This is a genomic window from Streptomyces sp. DSM 120436 (assembly GCF_055778765.1).
The window spans coordinates 4,535,196-4,553,890 of sequence record NZ_JBSKBS010000001.1 but is presented as its reverse complement, the minus strand read 5'-3'; the positions used below and the strand labels follow the sequence as shown (position 1 = coordinate 4,553,890).

The window sequence follows — 18,695 nt, the reverse complement described above, 5'->3', positions numbered from 1 at the left end:
GTCCGGTCCTCACCGTTCGTCGTGGTCGCTGTCGCCGCGTGCGGCGTCTTCGAGTTCGCTCAGCACCTGTTCCTCCACCAGGTCCGCCAGGGCGGCGACGGTGCGGCCCACCAGGACGTCGCGGGGCGTGAGGTGCACGCCGAAGGCGTCGTTGGCGCGGGAGGCGATGAGCAGGGCGCGCAGGGAGTCGCCGCCCAGGGCGAAGAAGTCGTCCTCGGCGCCCACGGTGGTCTCCAGGGCCTCCTCCCACAGGGCGGCGACGGCCTCCTCGGTGGGTGTGCGGGGCGGTACGTGCGCGGCGTCGGGCTGCCGCGTCTCCGGGGCGGGGGCGGGCAGCGCGGACCGGTCGGTCTTGCCGTTCTCCGTGAGCGGGAAGCGGTCCATCGTCACGAACGCCGAGGGCACCATGGGTCCGGGCAGGGTGCGGGCGGCGAGGGCCCGCAGCTCGGCGCCGGCGGGCGGCTCGGCTCCGGGGGCGACGAGCACGTGGGCCACCAGGCGCGGCAGCCCCGGCTCGTCCTCCCGCACGCTCACCACCGCGTCCAGGACCGCCGGGTGGCGCACCAGGGTCGCCTCCACCTCGCCGGCCTCGATGCGGTGACCGCGCAGCTTGAGCTGGTGGTCGGTGCGGCCCAGGTAGTGCAGTTCGCCGCGGGCGTCGCGGCGGACCAGGTCGCCGGTGCGGTACATGCGTGCGCCGGGCGGGCCGAACGGGTCGGCGGTGAAGCGGGTCGCCGTCAGGCCGGGACGGCCCAGGTAACCGCGGGCCAGGGCCGGTCCGGCGAGCCACAGTTCGCCGGGCACGCCGTCGGGGACGGGCCGCAGGCGGGCGTCGAGGACGTAGGCGGCGGTGGCGGGCAGGGCGCGGCCGATGGGCGGTGCCTCACCGTCCGGTGCGAGCGGGTCGGACCAGGTGGCGACGACGGTGGCCTCGGTGGGCCCGTAGGAGTTGATCATGCGGTGGTGGGGTGCCCAGCGGGCGACCAGTTCGGCCCGGCAGGCGTCCGCGCCGACGATCAGGGTGTGCAGGCCGGGCAGGGTGCCGGGGGTGTCCGGCGGGAGGGTGGCGAGCGCGGCGGGCGGCAGCAGGGTGTGCGTGATGCGCGCGCCGCGCAGCACGCCGGCCAGTTCGTCGCCGAGCAGCGGTCCGGGCGGCGGCACGACGAGGGCCGCGCCGTGCGGCAGGGACATGCACAGCTCCAGCACGGAGGCGTCGAAGCTGGGCGTGGCGAAGGCCAGCACGCGGTCCCCGGCACCGACCTGGTAGTGCGCGGCCTCGGCGGCGGCGAACGCGACCAGTCCCCGGTGGGTGACGACGACGCCCTTGGGGGTGCCGGTGGAGCCGGAGGTGTAGATGACGTACGCCGGGTCGTCGAGGTGCAGCGGGCGGACGCGGTCGGCGTCGGCGGGCCGGTGGTCCGGCGTGCCGTCGGGCGGTGCCGCGAGCAGGTCGGCGACCTCCTCGGCGGTCAGGGTGACGGCGGGCCGCGCGTCGCGCAGCATCAGCGCCACCCGCTCGGCCGGGTAGCCGGGGTCCACCGGGAGGAACGCGGCGCCCGCCTTGGCGACGGCGAGCTGGGCGAGGATCATGTCCGCCGAGCGCGGCAGGACCAGCGCGACGATGTCGCCGGGCCCCGCCCCGCGGGCGATGAGTCGGTGCGCCAGCCGGTTGGCGCGGACCTCCGCCTCGGCGAAGGTGAACCTCGACTCTGCGCTCTCGAGGGCACGTCGGTCGGGCCAGTGGTCGACGGCCGCCTCGATCAGCGCGGGCAGCGTCGCCGGGGGCGGCGGCGCCTGGTGCGGGCGGGTGGGTCCGTGCAGCAGCCGGTGGCGTTCGGCCGGCGGCAGCACGTCCACCGCCCCCAGCGGCGCCTCGTCGCCTGAGGCGGCCAGCGCGGTCAGGGTGTGCATGAGCCGGGCGGCCAGGGCGTCGGCGGTGGCCTCGTCGAAATACCGCGGGTCGTGGCCGAGTTCCACGGTCAGCTCGTCCCCGGGCGAGATCACCACCGTGAGCGGGTAGTTGGTCGCCTCGCGGGCGTCGAGGCCGTGCACGCGCACGCCGTGCGCGCCGGCGGTGGCGTCGCCGACCGGGTAGTTCTCGAACACCAGCAGGCTGTCGAACAGCGCGGTGCCGGCCGGCAGTTCGCTCCACTGGTGGAGGTCCGTCAGCGGCACGTGGTCGAAGCGCCGGTCCTCGGCACGGGCGGCCTGCACCTCCCGCAGCCAGGCGGGACACGGCATGGAGTCGTCCACGGTGACCCGCGCGGGCAGGGTGGTGATGAACAGGCCGGTGATGGTGTCCGCGCCCGGCAGGTCGGCGGGCCGCCCGGAGACCGTCGTGCCGAAGCACACGTCCCGCTCGCCGCCGGAGCGTGCCAGCAGCAGCGCCCAGGCGCCCTGGACCAAGGTGTTGAGGGTGAGCCGGTGACGGCGGGCGAAATCGGTCAGCCGGGCGGTGCCGGCCGCGTCGAGCCGCTGCGTCAGCCAGGTGCCCGACCGGGCGGCGGCGCCCGGGGCGGGCCTGCGGTCGTACGGCAGCGGGGTGGGCGCCGCGTACCCGGCGAGGGCGGCCTTCCAGTGCTCCTCGGCGGCGGCGCCGTCCCGGCCGGCCAGCCAGGCGGCGTAGTCCGCGAAGGGCCGCCGTCCCGGAAGGCGGGGCTCGGTTCCGGCGGCGAGCGCGGCATGCGCCTCCAGGACGTCCGACAGCACGTGGAAGACGCTCCAGCCGTCCAGCAGGACGTGGTGGAAGGTCCACACCACGCGCACCTGATCGGGGCCGAGCCGGATCAGGGTGACCCGCAGCAGCGGGGGGCGGTCCAGGTCGATGCCGCGGGCCCGGTCCTCGTCGAGCAGCCGCCGCAGTGCGCTCTCCTGCCGCTCCGGGCCGAGGTCGCTCCAGTCGAGCCGGGTGACGGGCAGCGGTACCCGGCGGTGCACGGTCTGCAACGGCACCGGGACTCCGGTCAGGGCGACGGCGGTGCGCAGCACGGGCGTGGCGTCCACGACGTGCTGCCAGGCGTCGGCGAGCAGCGCGGGGTCGCGCACGCCGTCGGCGACGAAGGTGATCTGCTCGACGTACAGGCCCTCGCCGGGCTCGTCCATGCCGTGCACGACCATGCCGGTCTGGGTGGGGGTGAGCGGGTAGACGTCCGTCACGTCGCGGCCGTCGCCGACGAGTCGGTCCACGGCGGCCTGGTCCAGGGCGGCCAGCGGGAAGTCGGACGGGGTGCGGCCGCCCGCGCCGGGCTCGGCACAGTGCGCGACGATCCGGCGCAGCTCCTCCGCCGTCTCCTCGGCGAGACGGGCGACGGTCTCCGGCCGGTGCACCGCCCGGGAGTACGACCAGGTGAACTCGAGGCGCCGGTCGGTGACCCGGCCGAGCACGTCGATGAGGTGGGGTCGCTGCGCCGAGCGGTCCATGCCGCCGGTCAGGCCCTCGTGGGGCGCCCGCAGCAGACCGTCCCCGCCCCCGTTCCGGTCCTGCCGGCCGAGGTAGTTGAAGCCGACCTGCGGCAGGGCGGGCAGCCCGGCTCCCGCCGTCGGGTGCAGGTGGCGCAGCGCGCCGTAGCCCACTCCCCCGCGCGGTACGGCCCGCAGATTCTCCTTGACGGTCTTGAGCGCGGTGCCGAGGTCGGCGCCGCGGGGCACGTCGAGGCCGACGGGGTACATGGTGGTGAACCAGCCGACGGTGCGGGAGAGGTCGACGCCGTCGAAGAGGTCCTCGCGGCCGTGGCCCTCCAGGGCGACCACCACCCGGTCCTGCTCCGTCCAGCGGGCGAGGACCCGGCCGAGGGCGGTCAGCAGGACGTCGTTGACGCGGGTGCGGTAGGCGTCGGGGACCTCCGTCAGCAGGCGCCGGGTCTCCTCGGCGCCGAGGGCCACCGTCACGGTCTCCTCGTCGGCGGCGGTGTTGCCGCCGGGCCGATCGGTCGGCAGGTCGGTGGGGTGCAGGGCGCTCCAGTGGGCGACCTCGTCGTCGAAGCCGTCGTCGGCGGTGTACGCGGCCAGGCGCCGGGCCCAGTCGCGGAAGGACGTGGTCTTCGCGCCCAGGTCGGGGGTGCCGCCGGCGCGCAGCGCCCGGTGGGCGGCCTCAAGGTCTTCGAGGATCACCCGCCAGGACACCGCGTCGACGACCAGGTGGTGGGCGGCCAGCAGCAGCACGGGCGGCCGGTCGCCGTCCCGGTGGCACAGGGCGGCCTTCAGCAGCGGCCCGCCCGCCAGGTCGAACGAGGAGCACAACTCGGCGGCCACGTCGGCCGGTTCCTCAGGGGCGCGGTGCACCTCCAGGTGCGGTGCGGCGCCGGGCGGGGTGCCCACCTGCCGCCATCGGCCGTCGCCCGAGGGCTCGTAGCGCATGCGCAGCGCGTCGTGCTGCTCCAGCACCGCCGCGAGGGCGGCGCGCAGCAGCGTCTCGTCCGTGTCGGGCGCCGTCTCGAAGGAGACCGCCTGGGTGAAGCGGGCCGGGTCACCGGTGAGGGTGTCGAACAGCCAGTGCTGCACGGGCGTGAGGGGAACGTCGCCGACGACCGGGCCCTGGTCGGCCGTGGCGGTGGCGGGGCCGGCCGGTGAGGTGTCGACCGCGGCGGCCAGCTCGGCGATCGTCTGATGGGCGAACAGGTGACGGGGTGTCAGGGTCAGTCCGGCCCGGCGGGCCGCGGAGACGATCTGGATGCCGAGGATGGAGTCCCCGCCGAGCGCGAAGTAGTTGTCCGTGGCGCCCACGTCGGGCACGCCCAGCACCTGCGCCCAGATCGCGGCGAGCGTCTGTTCGGTCGCGGTGCGCGGGGGCCGGGTGCCCTGCGGGGTGACGGCCGCGGACCACACCGGTTCGGGCAGGGCGCGCCGGTCCAGCTTGCCGGTGGCGCCCAGCGGCAGCCGCTCCAGGGGCACCACGGCCGCCGGGACCAGGTGGTCGGGCAGGGTGCGGGCGAGGAACTCCCGCAGCTCGGCCGGCGCGGGGAGGTCGCCGGCCCGGGGCACGGCGTAGCCGACGAGGCGCTTGTGGCCGCCGTGCTCCACGACGCGGGCGGCGGCCGCGGCGACCTGCGGGTGCCGGGCCAACGCGGCCTCCAGCTCGCCGAGTTCGATGCGGAAGCCGCGCACCTTGACCTGGTCGTCGGTGCGGCCCAGGTACAGCAGGTCACCGCCGGCGGTCCAGCGGACCAGGTCGCCGGTGCGGTACATGCGACTGCCGGGCGGGCCGAACGGGTCGGCGAGGAAGCGGCCGGCGGTCAGACCGGGCCGGTTGAGGTAGCCGCGGGCCACCCCGGTCCCGGCGAGGTACAGCTCGCCGGGCGCCCCGACGGGCACGGGCCGCATGCGGGCGTCGAGGACGTACGCGCGGGCGCCGCCGACGGGGCGGCCGATGGGCGGGACGCGGTCGGGGTCGGCCGGGTCGCAGGTGAAGGCGGTGGCGTAGACGGTGGCCTCGGTGGGGCCGTAGATGTTCATCACCCGGCAGCCGGGCACCGCCGCCCGTACCTGCTGGACGGCGCGGGCGGGCAGTGCCTCGCCGGCCAGGACGACGGTGTCGGCGCCGACGTGCACGGTGTCCTCGGCCAGCAGCCGGCCGAGGGCGGACGGCACGGCGCTGAGCAGCCCCGCCCGCCACGGTTCGGACCGTTCGGCGAGGGCCAGCAGGTCGCGGACGACCTCGACCCGGCCGCCCGCCAGCAGCGGCGAGAAGATCTCGAAGACCGACACGTCGAAGTTGAGCGAGGTGGACGCCACCACGTGGGCGAGCCCGCGGCCGGTGAACTCGGCGGCGGCCCAGTCGGTCAGCGCCACCACCGAGGCGTGGGGGACGACGACGCCCTTGGGCCGGCCGGTGGAGCCGGAGGTGTGGATGACGTAGGCCGGGTGGTCCGGCAGCAGCCTGCCGCGCCGCTCGCCGTCGCCGACGGGCGCGGCGGACGCGGCGGCCAGCCGGGCGGCCCCGTCCGGGTCGTCCAGGGCGATCCGCGTGTACGGGCCGTCCGGCAGCCGTGCGGAGGTCTCCGCGCTGGTGATCACCGCGTCGGGGCGTACGTCCTCGAAGAGGAACGCGATGCGCTCCGCCGGGTAGCCGGGGTCGACCGGCAGGTAGGCGGCGCCGCTCTTGAGGACCGCGAGGAGTGCCACGATCAGGTCGGCGGTGCGGGGCAGGGCCAGGGCGACGAACCGCTCCGGCCCGGCGCCGGCCTCGATCAGCAGGCGGGCGAGCCGGTTGGCGCGCTCGTCGAGCTGCCGGTACGTGAGGTGGTCGGCGCCGGAGCTGACGGCGGGCGCGTCGGGGGTGCGGGCGACCTGGTCCGCGAAGGCGTCCGGGAGGGTGCGCCGCGGGAGTCGCGCCCCGGGTCCGGCGAGGCGGTCCAGGAGGCGGCGGCCGTCGGCCGGTTCGAGCGGGGCCAGGTCGGCCAGGCTGCGGTCGGCGTCGGCGGCGAACTGCGTCAGGAGCGTGCGCAGGCTCGCGCCGATCCCCTCGACGGTGGCCGTGTCGAAGGCGGCCGGGTCGTAGTCGAGGCTCACGGTGACGTCGTCGCCGGGGGCGACGACCACGCTGAGCGCGTAGCTGGTCGGCTCGACGTCGCGTTCCTGCTCGACGGCGAGTCCGTGCCGGGTCAGGGCGCCCGCGTCGAACGGGTAGTTCTCGAAGACGACGATGCTGTCGAACAGGCCGGTGCCGCCGGGGACTTCGCTCCACGACTGGAGCTGGGCGAGGGACACGAAGTCGTGGCGGCGCGACTCGACCTGGGCGGCCTGCAGTTCGCGCAGCCACTCCAGCACCGGGCGCCGCCGGTCGACGCGCAGCCGGGTGGGCAGGGTGTTGATGAACAGGCCCACCATCGAGGTCACGCCGGGCAGTTCGGCGGGGCGGCCGGACACGGTCGTGCCGAAGACGACGTCGTCGCCGCCGCCGTAGTGGTGCAGCAGCAGGCCCCAGGCGCCCTGAAGCACCGTGTTGACGGTCAGCCCGGCCCGCTGGGCGGTGTCCCTGAGCCGTGCCGACACCTCCGTGCCGAGGGCGACCCGCACCGTGCCCGACGAGGACGCGCCGTGGGTGTCGGCGGGGCGCCGGTCGCGGGGCAGTTCGGTGGGCACGGCGAACCCGGCGAGGGTGTCGCGCCAGTGCTGTTCCGCCCGGGCGGTGTCCTGAACGGCCAGCCACTCCAGGTAGCGGGCGAAGCGGGCCCGGTCGGGCACCTGCGGGCGGCGGCCGGCGGTCCGGGCCGCGTACCGCTCGCACACCTCGTCGAACACCTGGGCCGCGCTCCAGCCGTCGAGCAGCACGTGGTGGAACGTCCACACCATGCGCACCCGGTCCGGTGCCAGCCGGATCAGTGCGAGCCGCATCAGCGGGGCCGCGCCGAGGTCGATGCCGGCCTCGCGGTCGGCGGCGAGCAGCGCCTCCGTCTCGCGTGCGCACCACTCGGGGGTCCGGCCGGTCCAGTCGTGGTGGGTGACGGGCACGGCGGCCCGCGTCTCCACCACCTGGAGGGGTTCGGCGGTCTCCTGCCACACCAGGCGGGTGCGCAGGATGGCGTTGGCGTCCGCCGTGTCCTGCCAGGCCCCGGCGAGGGCGTGCGGGTCGGTGACGCCGTGCAGGACGACCTGCACCTGGTTGACGTAGGTGCGGCCCTGCGGGTCCATCAGGCTGTGGAAGAGCATGCCCGCCTGCATCGGGGTCAGCGGGTACACGTCCTCGACGCCGCGGCCGTCGCCCACGACCCGGTCCACGGCGGCCTGGTCGAGCCGGGCCAGCGGGAAGTCCGAGGGGGTGCGGCCGCCGGCCCGGGGGGCGGCGCAGTGCGCGACGATCTCCTCCAGGGACCGCAGCATGCCCTCGGCGAGGGAGACGACGGTCTCCTCGCGGTGGCGGCCGCCGCTGTGGTGCCAGGTGATCTCCAGCTGGTCGTCCTCGACGCGGGCCACCACGTCCAGCAGGTGCGGCCGGGGCGCGCCGGGGTCCTCCGCGCCGTCCAGGCCGCCGGGCACGGCCCGGACCAGCTCGGCGTCGGCGGCGGACCAGTCGAAGCGGCCGAGGTAGTTGAAGCTGACGCCGGGAAGCGGTGCTCCGGCGAGGTGTTCGTCGCCCGCGAGGTGGCGCAGCACGCCGTAGCCGATGCCCCGGTCGGGCACGGCCCGCAGCTGTTCCTTCACGGCCTTCAGCGCGGTGCCCCAGTCGCCGTCGGGCAGGTCGAGTGCGACCGGGAAGAGGCTGGTGAACCAGCCGACCGTGCGGGACAGGTCGAGGTCGTCGAAGTGCTGGTCCTCGCGCCCGTGGCCCTCCAGTCCCACGGCGACGGTGCTCCGGCCGGTCCAGTCGGCCAGGACGCGGCCCAGGGCGGTCAGCAGGACGTCGTCGACGCGGGTGCGGTACACGCCGGGGACCTTGCGCAGGAGGTCCTCGGTGCGCCGCCGGTCGAGGCGTACGGTCACAGCGCGCAGGTCGGCGACGGTGTTGCCGCCGTCGAGGTCCTCGGGCAGGGGTGCGGCGCAGTGCCGGGAGACGTCGGCCCAGTGGGCGCGCTGCGCGGCGAGGTCCGCCTCGCCGGTGCGTGCGGTGAGCCGCCGCACCCACTCCCGCACGGACGTGGTGCGCTGCGGCAGCCGGACCGGCTCGCCGTTCCCGGCCTGCCGGTAGGCGGTCTCCAGGTCCTCCAGCAGGACGCGCCAGGAGACGCCGTCGACGATCAGGTGATGGGCCGTCAGCAGCAGGCGCGGTGGCCGGCCGCCGCCGGTGAAGAGGCGTGCGGCGATCAGCGGTCCGGTGTCCAGCCGGAAGCCGGTGTGCGCCTCGTGGGTGAGGCGGGCCTCGGTCTGTGCGGCGACGTCGGCGTCCTGGCCGCTCAGGTCGTGCGCCCGCAGCAGCTCCGGCACGTCGGCGTCCGCGGAGGCGTACTCCTGGCGCCAGGTGCCGTCCGCCGCACGGGTGAAGCGGGCGCGCAGGGCGTCGTGATGGGACCACAGCGCGGCCAGGGCGGTGTGCAGTGCAGCCGGGTCCACGTCCTCACCGGTCTCGACGACCACCGACTGGTTGAAGTACTCCGGGCGCGGCAGCGCGGCGTCGAGGAACCAGCGCTGGATCGGGGTGAGGGGCACCTCGCCCGCGACCGGCCCGGTGCCCGCGACGGTCGCGGCGGCGCCGGTCGAGGCGGCGGCCAGGGCGGCGAGCGTGGGGTGGCGGAACAGGTCCCTCGGGGTCAGCGCGAGCCCGGCGGTGCGGGCCCGGGAGACGACCTGGATGCTGACGATCGAGTCGCCGCCCAGCATGAAGAAGTGGTCGTCCAGGCCGACGCGTTCCACACCCAGCAGCTCGGCCCAGATGCCGGCGAGCACCCGCTCGGCCTCGGTGCGCGGCGCGCGGTAGGCGCTGTCGGCCGCCGCCGACCACTCGGGGGCGGGCAGCCGGCGCCGGTCGACCTTGCCGTTGGTGGTCAGGGGCAGCTCGGCGAGGGGGACGAAAGCGGCCGGGACCATGTAGTCGGGCAGCTCGGCAGCCACGTGGGCGCGCAGCTCGGCCGTCTGCGGCACGGCGGCGCCGGGGGCCGGCACCAGGTGGGCGACCAGGCGTTTGCGTCCCTCGTGCCGGGACACCGAGACCACCGCCTCGGCGACCGCGGGGTGGGCGGTGAGCCGGGCCTCGATCTCGGCGGGCTCCACCCGGAAGCCGCGGATCTTGATCTGGTCGTCGACGCGTCCCACGAAGTGCAGATCACCGTCGGCGCCCCAGCGCACGATGTCGCCGGTGCGGTACATCCGCCCGCCGGGCGGTCCGTAGGGGTCGGCCAGGTAGCGGGCCGCGGTGGCGCCGGGGCGGCCGATGTAACCGCGGGCCAGTCCGGCACCCGCGAGGTACAACTCCCCCGGCACACCGGGCGGTTGCGGTTGGAGGGCGCCGTCCAGGACGTAGGCGCGGGTGTCGTCCAGGGGGCGGCCGATGGGGAGCGCCGCGGGCAGGGTGTCACCGGCGCGGAAGGGCCGGCGGGTGGCGAAGGTGGTGGTCTCGGTGGGGCCGTAGACGTCGACGACGGTGAGGTCGGGGCAGGCGTCCAGCACGCGCCGTACGGCGGCGCCGGGCACGGCCTCGCCGCCGGTCCACACCTCGCGGGCGCCGCGCAGGCAGGCGGGGTCCTCCTGGGCGAACAGGCGGAACAGGCCGATCGTCAGGAAGACGCAGCCGACGCCCTGTTCGGCGATCGCGTAGCGTACGGCGGCGGCGTCCAGCTCCCCGGGCGGGGCGAGGACGGCCGTGCCGCCGCGCAGCAGGGGCACCCACAGCTCGTAGGTGGAGGCGTCGAAGGCGTGCGGGGAGTGCACCAGGACGCGGTCGTGGCTCGCGAAGGCACGGTCGAGGGCGAGCGCGGCGACGTCCCGCTGCCGTACGGCCACACCCTTGGGGTTGCCGGTGGAGCCGGAGGTGAACATGAGGTACTGGACGTTGTCCGGGTGCACGCGCGGCACGGTGGCGAGGTCCGCTGCGGGCCCTTCGGTGTCCAGGTCCGGGCGCAGGACGTGTCCCTCGGGCAGGAGGTCCGCGGCCGTTCCGTGCCACTGGGCGTCCGTGAGGAGCAGGTCGGCGCCGGCCTCGGCGAGCATGGTGCGCAGCCGGTCCGCGGGGGCCCGGCCGTCGAGCGGGACGTACACGCCGCCGAGGCGGGCGAGGGCGAGCTGGGCGACGACGAGGGCGGTCGAGCGGTCCATGAGCACGCCGACGGCGACCTCGGGCCGCACCCCGAGCGCGGCCAGCCGGCCGGCCAGGGCCGTCGCCCGGGCGTCGAGGTCCCGGTAGGTCAGCCGCTCGTCGCCGGCCAGCAGGGCGACGGCGTCCGGGGTGCGTTCCACCTGGGCGGCGAAGAGGTCCGCGGTGGTCGTGACGGGCGCGTCGGCGGCCGTGTCGTTCCAGGTGTGCAGCACCTGCTCGCGGCGGGCGGCCGTCAGCAGGGACAGCCGGGCGGGGGTGGACCGCGGGGTGGTGGCGAAGCTCTCCAGCAGGACGGTGAGGTACTCGGCCATCCGCTCGACGGTGGCGGCGTCGAAGAGGTCGGGGTCGTAGCCGAGGCGCAGGGCGAGCTCCGCGCCGGGGTAGGCGACCAGGCTGAGCGGGTAGTTGGTGGTCTCGATGCCCTCCAGGCCGCTCAGCCGGAGGCCGTGCGCGGCGGCCAGGTCGTCGTCGACCGGGTAGTTCTCGAACACGACGATGCTGTCGAAGAGGGCGGCCCGCTCGGGCAGGTCGGTGTACGCCGTCATCCGGTTCAGCGGCACGTGGTCGTGGCGCCGGTCCTCGCTCTGCTCCTGCTGGAGCCGGGCCAGCCAGGTGAGCAGCGGCTCGTCGCGCGGCACCCGCACGCGGGTGGGCAGGGTGGCGATGAACAGGCCGGTGATGGCGTCGGAGCCGGGCAGCTCGGGCGGCCGCCCGGAGACGGTGGTGCCGAACACCACCTCGTCGCGGCCCGCCTGGCGGCTCATCAGCACGGCCCAGGCGCCCTGAACAAGCGTGTTGAGCGTCAGGCCTGCCGTCCTGGCCACGTCCTCCAGGGACTTGGTGACGGCCTCGGGCAGGGTGACGCGCACCGCCTCCGTGGACTCGGCGCGGTGGCTCTCGCGGGGCTCGCGGTCGAAGGGCAGCGCGGTCGTCTCTGCCAGGCCGTTCAGGCGGGCCCGCCAGTGGCGTTCGCCCTCGGCGCCGTCGGTGTGCTCACGCAGCCAGGCGACGTAGTCACGGAACGGGCGGCGCTCGGGCAGCGTCATCGGTGCGCTGCCGGACAGGCCCGCGTGGCAGGCGAACACGTCGGACAGCACCTGGAACAGGCTCCAGCCGTCCAGGATCAGGTGGTCGAAGGACCACACGACGCGCACCGCGGTGTCGGAGACCCGGGCCAGCACGAGGCGCTGGAGCGGGGCGCGGATCAGGTCGACGCCCCGGGCGCGGTCGCGTTCGAGCAGGTCGCGCAGCCGCTCGTCCTGCTCGGCCGCGGTCAGGCCGCGCCAGTCGGCGGTCTCCACCGGTACGGCGGCCCGGCGCTGCACCGCGAGCAGCGGCTCGGGCACGTCCTCCCACACCACCCGCGCGCGCAGCACCGGGGTGCGGTCGGTGATCCGCTGCCAGGCGTCGGCCAGCACCGCCGGGTCGGGCACTCCGTCCAGGACGAACGTCAACTGCTGGAAGTACACGCCGCGGTCGGCCTGGGAGAGCCGGTGGAAGAGCATGCCGGCCTGGGTGGGCGTGAGCGGGTGGACGTCCTCCAGGCCCGCCGGGTCCTCCCCCGCGATCCGGTCGACGTGGTTCTGGTCGAGCCGCGCCAGCGGGAAGTCCGAGGGGGTGCGTCCGGCGGCGCCGGGACGGGCCGCGTGCCGGGCGAGACCGGCCAGCGCGTCGGCGTAGCGTTCCGCGAGATCCGCGACGGTCTCCGGGCGGTGCAGCCGGCAGGAGTAGAACCAGGTGAACTCCAGGCTGTCCCCGTCGAGCCGCCCCACCACCTCCAGGGGGTGCGGGCGCGTCGAGGCGGGGTCGGCCTCCAGCTCCAGCGGACGGGCCAGCCCGCGGAACAGGCCCTCCGCGGAGGTCTCGGACAGGCCGAACCGGCCGAGGTAGTTGAAGCTGATCTGCGCGCTGGTCGCCGGGAGCGGTGCGCCGTCGAGGCCCGGCAGGGTCAGGGCGCCGTGGCCGATGCCGTGCCGGGGCACGGCGCGCAGGTGTTCCTTGACCCGCTTGAGCACGCCGTCCCAGCCGTCCTCGGGCGGGACGGCCAGGGCGACGGGGTGGCGGGTGGTGAACCAGCCGACGGTGCGGCTGGTGTCGACGTCGGCGAACAGGTCCTCGCGGCCGTGCCCTTCGACGTCGACCAGGACCCGCTCGTGGCCGCTCCAGCCGCACAGCACCCGGCCGAGCGCGGCGAGCAGGACGTCGTTGGCCCGGGTGCGGTACGTCTCGGGGAGGGTTCGCAGCAGCAGGTCCGTGTCCTCGGGGCCGATCCGCACCGTCACCGAGCGCTGGGAGGCGTAGGTGTTGGCGCCGTCCCGGTCCGCAGGCAGGGCGGCCAGGGCGCCCTCGGTCTCCCGGGTCCAGTACGCCTTCTCCGCGGCGAAGCCGCCGGCGGCGGTGTGCGCGGCCAGCCGCTCGGCCCACTGCCGCAGCGGTGAGGACTTGCGGGGCAGCGCGGCCGCGCCGTCGCGGCCGTCACGGCGTGCGTGGTAGGCGTGTTCGAGGTCTTCCAGGAGCAGGCGCCAGGAGACGCCGTCCACGACGAGGTGGTGGACTGACAGGTGCAGGACGGGCGGCCGTCCGTCGCCCCGGTCGTGCAGGACGGCGCGCAGCAGCGGGCCGTGGGCCAGGTCGAACGGGCCGAGGTGCGGGGAGTCGGTGTCCGGGCCGGTGTGGCGGGTGAGGCGGCAGCGCGCGGCCGGGCCGTCGATCAGCCACCGTACGCCCGCCCCGTCGGCAAGGAAGCGGGACCGCAGCGCGTCGTGGTGGGCGACCACGTCGTCCAGTGCGGCTTGGAGCGCGCTCTCGTCGACGTCGGCGGGCAGGTCCAGCGACAGCGTCTGGGCGAAGTGCCCGGCCCGCTCGGCGGCGCTGTCGAACAGCCAGTGCTGGATGGGGGTCAGCGGCGCGGTGCCGGTGGCCTCGACGGGGGCGGCCGGAGCGGCCCCGCGCCGGCTGCCGGTCTCGTCGGCGCGGCGGGCCAGGGCGGCGAGCGTCTGGTGCTGGTACAGGTCCCGCGAGCTGATCGTCAGGCCCGCCTGCCGGGCCCGGGCCACGACCTGGATGCTGAGGATGGAGTCCCCGCCCAGCGCGAAGAAGTTGTCGTCGGCGCCGACCCGCTCCACGTGCAGGACACCGGCCCAGATGGCGGCGAGGGTCCGTTCGGTGGCCGTGCGGGGCGCGACGTGACGGGCGGCGCGTTCGGCGGGCGCCGGGTCGGGGAGCCGGCCGCGGTCCAGCTTGCCGTTGGGGTTGAGCGGCAGGGCGGGCAGCACCACGACGGCCGAGGGCACCATGTACTCGGGCAGGGTGCGCCCGAGGGCACGGCGTACGGCCTCGGGCTCCACGGTGGCGCCGGGCGCGGGGACGACGTACCCGGCGAGGCGGCGGTGGCCGTCGGCGTCGCGGACGGTGGCCGCGGCCTCGGCGACGCCCGCGCAGCCGCGCAGGGCCTCCTCGACCTCGCCGAGTTCGATGCGGAAACCGCGCACCTTGACCTGCTGGTCGAGGCGGCCCAGGTACTCCAGCTGGCCGTCGGCGCCCCAGCGCACCAGGTCGCCGGTGCGGTACATGCGCTCCCCGGGAGCGCCGAACGGGTCGGCGACGAAGCGGGCGGCGGTCAGGCCGGGGCGGTGCAGGTACCCGCGCGCGAGTCCGCCGCCGCCGAGGTACAGCTCGCCGGTGACGCCCGGCGGCTGGGGGCGCAGCAGACGGTCCAGGACATAGGCGCGGGTGCGGGCGACGGGACGGCCGATGGGCGGAGCCTGCTCGGGGACGGTGCCGCCGGCGAACCAGGCGGTGGCGTAGACGGTTGCCTCGGTGGGGCCGTAGATGTTCGCCACCTCGGCCGCGGGCATCGCGTCCTTGAGGTCCCGGACGGTGCGGGCGGGCAGGGCCTCCCCGGCGAGGACGACGGTGTCCGCCTCCAGGGCGCCGTCGCCGCCGAACACCCGGGACAGCGCGGACGGCACGCCGCTGAGGAGTCCGGCCCGGCCCGGCCGGGAACCGTCGGTGAGATCGGCCAGCGCGGTGAGGTCGGCGATCACCTCGACACTGCCGCCGGCCGTCAGGGGGCACAGCAGCTCGAAGACGGACACGTCGAAGTTGAGGGAGGTGGAGGCGACGACATGGGAGAAGCCGCGCGCTCCGAACGTGTCCCGGGCCCAGGCTGCCAGCGCGGCCACGCTGCGGTGGGTGACGACCACGCCCTTGGGCCGGCCGGTGGAGCCGGAGGTGTAGATGACATAGGCGGGGTGGGACGCGTGGAGGGGCGCCGTGCGGTCGGCGTCGGTGAGGTCGGCATCCGTGAGGTCGGCTTCGGCGCCGGCCGGGGCGTCGGCTGTGGCGTCGGTGACGAAGGGCGCCACGTCCTCCAGCAGCAGCGGCTCGCAGTCCTCGGGCAGCGCGTGTGCGGTCTCCCGGGTGGCGAGGACGAGGGCGGGGGCCGCGTCGGTGAGCATGAAGCGGATGCGCTCGGCCGGGTAGGCGGGGTCGACGGGCAGGTAGCCTGCGCCCGACTTCAGGACGGCCCACAGCACCGGCAGCAGGCCGGCGGTGCGCGGCAGGCACAGTGCGACCAGGGACTCCGGTCCCGCGCCGCGCGCCGCGAGCAGGCGGGCGAGCCGGTTGGCGCGCCGGTTCAGGCCGGCGTAGTCCAGCCGGGCGTCGCCGCAGGTCACGGCGGTCCGGTCGGGCGTCCTGGTCACCTGCTCCTCGAACAGCGCGGGGAGCGTGGTGTCGGCGGCCGGGTCCGTGGCCGACGCGGGCGGGTTCCAGGAGTCGAGGAGCACGCGCCGCTCGTCGTCGGACAGCAGCGGGAGGTCGGCCAGCGTCCGCTGCGGGCCGTCCGCCATGCCTTCGAGCAGGTGGTGCAGTTGCCGGGCCATCCGGGCCACGGTCGCCGCGTCGAACAGGTCCGTGTTGTACTCGACCGTCAGCTCGTGCCCGCCGTCGGCGCGCGGCGCGAACTCCAGCACCAGGTCGAAGCGGGCGGCCGGGCGGGGCAGCGGGTGGTCATCGATGCGCAGTCCGGCGGCGACCGGCGGCCGGGCGGGGGCGGCCTGCTGGACCACCAGTGCCTGCACCAGCGGGGTGCGGCTGGGGTCGCGGGGCGGGGCCAGCTCCTCGACCACCCGGTCGAAGGGCGCGCCGTCGTGGGCGAACGCGTCCAGCACGGTCGCGCGCATGCTCTGCACGAACCGGTCGACCGTGACGGCGTCGTCGACCTCGCCGCGGAGCACGACGGTGTTGGCGAAGAAGCCGGTCACGTCCTCGAGTTCGCGGCGGTCCCGGCCGTTGGTGACGGTGCCGAAGGCGACGTCCCGCTGTCCCGAGTGGCGGGCGAACAGCACGGCCGCCGCCGCGGCGAACACCGTGAAGACGGTGGTGTCCCGGCCCGCGGCCAGCTGCCGCAGCCGGTCCACCAGGTGGCGCGGCAGGTCCTGGCGGTGGGCGGCGCCCGCGGTGGTGCGCACCCCGGGACGCGGCCGGTCGGTGGGCAGCTCGAGCTGCTGGAGGCCGGCGAGGTGGCGTCTCCAGTAGGCGAGGTCGTCGGCGTGGGCGTCGGCGGCCGTGTGCCGGCCGCGCTCCCACAGCGCGAAATCCGGGTACTGCACCGCCTGTTCGGGCAGCCCGTCGGGTTCGCCGGCGGCCTCCGCGCGGTAGAGGGCGGCCAGGTCCCGGGTCAGGACGCCGACCGACCAGCCGTCGGTGACGATGTGGTGCTGGGCCAGCAGCAGCACGTGGTCCTCGGGTGCCCGGCGGACGAGCAGCGCCCGCGTCAGGGGCCCGGTCGTCAGGTCGTGGGGGCGGCGCAGTTCCTCGGTCAGCAGGCGCTCGACGGCGCTGTCCCGCCGGTCGGCGGGCACGTGCCCGACGTCGGCGGTGCGCAGCGGCAGGTCCGGCTCGGAGGCGACGAGTTGGACGCCCTGCCCGTCGACCGTGGCGAAGGTGGTGCGCAGGGAGTCGTGGCGGGCGGCGAGCCGGTGCAGGGCGCGTTCCAGGGCAGGCGTGTCGAGGGGGCCGCGCAGGCGCAGCGCGACGCCGGTGTTGTATTCGGTGCCGCCGTCGGTGAGGTCGTCGAGGAACCACAGGCGCCGCTGGGCGCTGGAGAGCGGGACGGGTTCCGAGCGCGGGGCGGCGGGGATCGGCTCCGGCGGGGCGGCGCACGGCTCGGCGGTCAGCGGGGCGAGCGCGGAGACGGTCCGCGCGGTGAACACGTCGCGCAGGGTGAGCCGGGCGCCGGACGCCTCCCGGATGCGGGTCAGCACGCGGGCCGCGAGGATCGAGTCGCCGCCGAGGTCGAAGAAGTCGTCGTCGATGCCGACGGTGTCCACGCCGAGGACGTCGGCCCAGATCGCGGCCAGGGTCCGTTCGCCGTCGGTGCGCGGTGCGACGTGCCGCTCGGTCGGCGCCGCACCGGGGGCGGGCAGTGCCCTGAGGTCGATCTTGTTCTGCGGGGTGAGCGGCAGCGCGTCCAGCACGACGATCGCGGAGGGCACCATGTGCGCGGGCAGCGCGGCGGCGAGGGCGGCGCGCAGCCGGGCCGGCTCGGGTCTGCGGGCGGGGGCGGCGGGGGTGACGTAGCCGATGAGCCGGCCGCGGCCCGGGTCCTGGTCACGGACCACGACGACGGCCTCGCGGACCTGAGGGTCCCGGGTCAGGGCGGCCTCGATCTCGCCGGGTTCGATGCGGAAGCCGCGCACCTTGACCTGCCGGTCGGCGCGGCCGAGGAACTCCAGCTCGCCGTCGTCGCGCCGGCGTACCCGGTCGCCGGTGCGGTAGAGACGGGCGCCGGCCGGCCCGAAGGGGTGGGCGACGAACCGTGTCGCGGTCAGTCCGGGGCGGTTGAGGTAACCGCGGGCCAGACCGTCGCCGCCCACGTACAGCTCGCCCTCGCCGCCGGGCGGCACCGGGCGCAGTGCCGCGTCCAGGACGTGTGCCTCGGTGCCGGGCAGCGGGCCGCCGATGGTGGGCGTCCCGGTGCCCGCGGTCAGGGGTCCGGTCCAGGTGGCGACGATGGTGGCCTCGGTCGGCCCGTAGGAGTTGATCATGCGGCGGCCGGGGGCCCACCGGTCGACGAGGGCGGCCGGGCACGCCTCGGCGCCGACGATCAGGGTGCGCAGCGACGGCAGACCGCCGAGGTCCGCCGGGTCGGGCAGGGTGGCGAGGGCCGCCGGCGGTATGAGGGTGTGAGTGATGCGGTGTTCGGCCAGGACGGCGGCCAGTTCGTCGCCCAGCCAGGGCCCGTGCGGCGGGACGACCAGCGTGGCGCCGGACAGCACGGAGATGAACAGCTCCAGCACGGAGGCGTCGAAACTGGGCGAGGAGAACTGCAGCACGCGGTCGCCGGGGCCGACGGCGTAGCGTTCGGCGGCCGCCGCGGCGAAACCGGCGATGCCCCGGTGGGTGACGGTGACGCCCTTGGGGGTGCCGGTGGAGCCGGAGGTGAAGATGACGTACGCGGCATGGTCGGGCAGTACCGGGGGGGCGGGCGCGGTCGCCTCGCGGTCCTCGTCGTCCAGCAGTGCGCGGACCCGGTCGCGGTCGTCCAGGACGACGGCCGGTGCGGCGTCGGCGAGCATCAGTTCCCGCCGTTCGGCGGGGTAGTCGGGATCGACGGGCAGGAAGGCGGCACCGGTCAGGGCCACGGCCAGCTCGGCGGCGATCAGTTCCATCGAGCGCGGCAGGACCAGTGCCACCGTCCGCTCCGGTCCGGCGCCGTTCGCGGCGAGGTGGGCGCCGAGCCGGCCGGCCCGCCGGGCGAGTTCGCCGTACGACCAGGTGCGGCGGCCGTCGGTCACCGCGAGGGCGTGCGGGTCGCGCGTCACCCAGCCGGTGAACACCTCACGGAGCGGGACGTGCCGTGTGGCGTGGTCGGCACGGGCCGGCGGGACGGGACCGGCCGCTGGGGAAGCGGGCGTGGCGGGGCGCGGGGCGTGCAGGTCCGTCATCGGGGAGCAGTCCTTCGGGCGGTGGCGGGGCGCGGACCCGGCGCGCCGCTCGCGGGGGG

Annotated in this window: 1 protein-coding gene; it reads right to left on the bottom strand. The window is 76.1% G+C overall.

From position 1 onward, the window contains the following. Positions 1-9: 9 nt before the first annotated feature. The gene (locus ACWH4W_RS20265) at positions 10-18,636 is read right to left on the bottom strand and encodes a non-ribosomal peptide synthetase (protein ID WP_473077125.1); all 18,627 of its coding nucleotides are present in this window, start codon (positions 18,634-18,636) and stop codon (positions 10-12) included. Between the last annotated feature and the right edge of the window lie 59 nt (positions 18,637-18,695).

What these genes read in the sequence shown, in the direction of transcription:
- ACWH4W_RS20265 (WP_473077125.1), bottom strand. Translation starts at nt 18,636, where the DNA reads ATGACGGACCTGCACGCCCCGCGCCCCGCCACGCCCGCTTCCCCAGCG.